At 59.8% G+C, this 3074-nt stretch carries 4 protein-coding genes; 3 read left to right on the top strand and 1 reads right to left on the bottom strand.

Annotation, left to right across the window (positions count from 1 at the left end):
- Together RR842_RS09990 and RR842_RS09995 are read left to right on the top strand one after the other, a co-directional pair.
- Positions 1-495 (top strand): permease (locus RR842_RS09990; RefSeq protein ID WP_332729645.1); only part of this gene is annotated, 495 nt, incomplete at its 5' end.
- Positions 496-520: 25 nt separating this feature from the next.
- On the top strand, positions 521-871 hold the full coding sequence (locus RR842_RS09995) for a thioredoxin family protein (RefSeq protein ID WP_332729646.1): 351 nt from the start codon (positions 521-523) through the stop codon (positions 869-871).
- Between the two features lie 76 nt (positions 872-947).
- On the opposite strand, the gene RR842_RS10000 is transcribed toward RR842_RS09995, so the two are convergent.
- Positions 948-1859 carry a helix-turn-helix transcriptional regulator gene (locus tag RR842_RS10000; protein WP_332729647.1) on the bottom strand — a complete coding sequence of 304 codons (912 nt, stop codon included), beginning with the start codon at positions 1857-1859 and terminating at the stop codon, positions 948-950.
- 126 nt (positions 1860-1985) lie between these two features.
- On the opposite strand from RR842_RS10000, the gene RR842_RS10005 reads away from it, so the two are divergent.
- A partial coding sequence (locus RR842_RS10005; protein WP_332729648.1) for an AbrB family transcriptional regulator occupies positions 1986-3074 on the top strand: 1089 nt, incomplete at its 3' end.

Raw genomic sequence — 3074 nt, forward strand, 5'->3', positions numbered from 1 at the left:
GGCGAGATACCCGCGTTCGTGCGCGAGGGGGCGCTCGTGGAAAGCGACGAGGAGGAGTCCGCGCTCACGCACAGGGATCGCGCAGTCTACGCGTGGGAGCAGGTCGGCCAGATCGTCGGGAAGGTGTGGCCCTACGTGCTCATCGGCGTCGGGATCGGAGCGCTTATCCACAACTGGATCCCCACCGAGGTAATCCAGACGGTCCTCGGCGACAACAATCCCTTCTCCGTCATTCTCGCTACGCTCCTCGGCGCGCCCGTCTACGCCGACATCTTCGGCACGCTGCCCATCGCCGAGGCGCTCGTGGCCAAGGGCGTGGGGGTGGGCACCGTCGTTTCATTCATGATGAGTGTGACGGTGCTCTCGATTCCCTCGCTCGTCATGTTGAAGAAAGTCGTGTCCGGCAAGCTCTTGGGCATATTCATCGGCGTCGTCATCGTCGGTGTGATCATATGCGGTTATGCATTGAACGCGTTCGGGATGTTCCTCGTCTAGAGGGACGGAAAAGGAGATTGCAATCATGGGACTGTTTGGGAAGAAGAGCAAAGAAGACAAAGGCGATTCCTGCTGCTGCGGAGATTTCGATGCCGAGAGCATGGCGAAGGCGGAATCCGCGAAAGCCGAAGGTGCCAGCGTGAAGATACTCGGCACCGGCTGCCCGAAGTGCAACGCGCTTGAGGCCGCGACGAGGGAAGCCCTTGAAAGGCTCGGCATGGACGCTTCTATCGACCACGTGACAGATTTTTCGCAGATCGCGGCCTACGGGGTGATGACGACCCCCGCGCTCGTCGTGGACGGCAAGGTGGTCTCGTTCGGCAAGGTGCTCAAGACCGACGAAGTGGTGCATCTGCTGCAGAAGGTTCGGAGTTAGGCAGCATAGACCGAATGACGTCGGATCACGGGCAGCCGGTTGATGGCACTGCCGCAACAGGGATATGGCAGTGTCATCAGCTTATCGAGACTATTCTTCCCATGTCTGACGTGTCGTATCCTCCCAAGCCCGCGAACTCGTCCTTCATTATCCCCGATTCGAGGATGCCCATCATCACCTGTATGGGCCTTGTCTCGAACCTCTCCTCCTTCACGACCAGGTCGTAGCGTTCCTTCTGCATGGGGATAAAATCGATGCCGTCTACCTGGCGCGCTATTTTCTCGCTTCCCACCGCGACGTCAGCGTGGTGCCGTGCGACGGCACTCGCAACAGCCACATGCGATTGCACTTCGGTATCATAACCGGCTATACTCGTCGGCGTGGCTCCCAGAAGTCTCATATGCTCGTCGAGGAGGATCCTGCTGCCCGCGCCTTTCTCGCGGTTAACCATGACCAGACCCGGTCTCAGAAGGTCTTCCCAGGAATTGATTCCCTTGGGATTGCCCTTCGCCACATAGAAGCCCTGGGTGCGGTTCGTGAGGTGAACCACGACAGTTGGAATGCCCGGAAGCAGCCGCTTCACGAACGGGACGTTGTACGTGTCGGTATCGCCGTCCCAGAGATGGGCGGATGCCACCTGAACCTCGTCTTTGTAGAGTGCGGTCAGCGCATCGTAGCTTCCCACGTAGGAGCGAAGGCACTCGACGCCGGCCTGCGTGACGTAGTTCGAGAGGACGTCGAGGATGATGTCCTGGCCGCAGAGCACGAGGCTGTCATGCGGGCGCGTCGGGATCGGCGGACTTTTCGGCATCTCGGTTTTCCTGGAACGGCTGATGTATGACTGGACGTCCGCATAGGTGAAGCGAAGCCGCCGTCCTATCCGGTATGAGCTGAGCTCGCCGGACTTCGCAAGAGCGTACACCGCGTTCCTGCCGACGTGAAGTATCTCTGCGACCTCATCGGCGGTCAAGGCTTCCTCGTTTGTCATAATTCCTCAGTTCGTTGTTGCCAACAGGTACGAAGAGGGACGAATAGGTATGAAAACGTCCCGCCTCGTTACGTTTGGTGACTAACAGTTTCCTGTTCGGATTATACTTCACCGAGAAAGGAAGGGATGCCCCGATTGTACGAATTGCCGACATACGCGAAGTTGCTCCTGACGCTTGCGGTGGGCGTGGGCTGTGGGCTGCTGTTCAAGAAGATGAAGGTGCCTGCAGGCTACATGGTAGGCGCGTTCGTGGGAGTGGCGATAGTCAACTGCGCCTTCTCCGCCGCCTGGGTTCCGAACGGCACGCGGACCGCCGTGCAGATAGTGGCCGGTGCGTTCGTGGGGTGCTCCATGGAGAGAAGCGACCTCAAGCGCCTCACGAAGATCGGCGGCCCGGTGGCCGTGATGCTCACGGCCTGCCTCGTGCTCATGGTCTTCGGGGGCTTCCTCATCTGGGCCGCAAGCCCGCTCGACCTCGTCACCTCGCTCATGTGCTGTGTCCCCGGGGGCATCAACGACACGCCGGTGGTCGCGGCCGACATGGGAGCGGATGCCCCGAGCGTCGCGATACTGCAGCTTGTCCGCCAGGTGCTCGGCATCGCGATACTGCCTGCGGTGGTGGCCGGATTCGACAAGCTGCAATTGGCGCACGGGCATCCCGACGAACGGGAATCGGACGTGGAATCGAGCAGTGGATCGAGGACGAAATCCAAGCAGAAGTCGGTTCTCTCAACCGTGGCGGCTCTGTGTGTCGCAGCTCTCGCTGGGCTGGTCGGCAAGGCGACGCACGTGCCCGGCATGACCTTCACCTTCGCCATCGTTGCGGTGCTCGTCCTGAAACTCTGCTTCGATTTCGCCTACATACCCAAATGGGTCAAGAAGCTCTGCCAGCTTGTCGCGGGATGCTATCTCGGAACCCTCCTCACGCTGGATGGGCTGCTCGGCATGTCGGCGCTCGTCGTGCCGATACTAATCGTGGTGGTGCTCTACACCGCCAACTGTTTCATCACTGGTGGGATGGAGAGACGGCTGTTCGGCTATGGGCGCAAGGAGGGCATGCTCATCGCAAGCCCCGCAGGAGCCTCCGACATGGCGCTCATCATGGACGATATGGGAATAGAGAACACCGATGTCGTGATAATGCAGGTGGTCAGAGCCGTGACAGTGATGGCCCTGTTCCCCCAGATAGTGAACCTGATCTGTCTTCTAGTGGAA

It is taken from the genome of Gordonibacter sp., assembly GCF_036667095.1.
Lineage (GTDB): Bacteria > Actinomycetota > Coriobacteriia > Coriobacteriales > Eggerthellaceae > Gordonibacter.

Excerpts from the sequence above, each read along its gene's own strand:
- RR842_RS09995 (WP_332729646.1), top strand. The coding sequence starts at position 521 with ATGGGACTGTTTGGGAAGAAGAGCAAAGAAGACAAAGGCGATTCCTGC.
- RR842_RS10000 (WP_332729647.1), bottom strand. The coding sequence starts at position 1,859 with ATGACAAACGAGGAAGCCTTGACCGCCGATGAGGTCGCAGAGATACTT.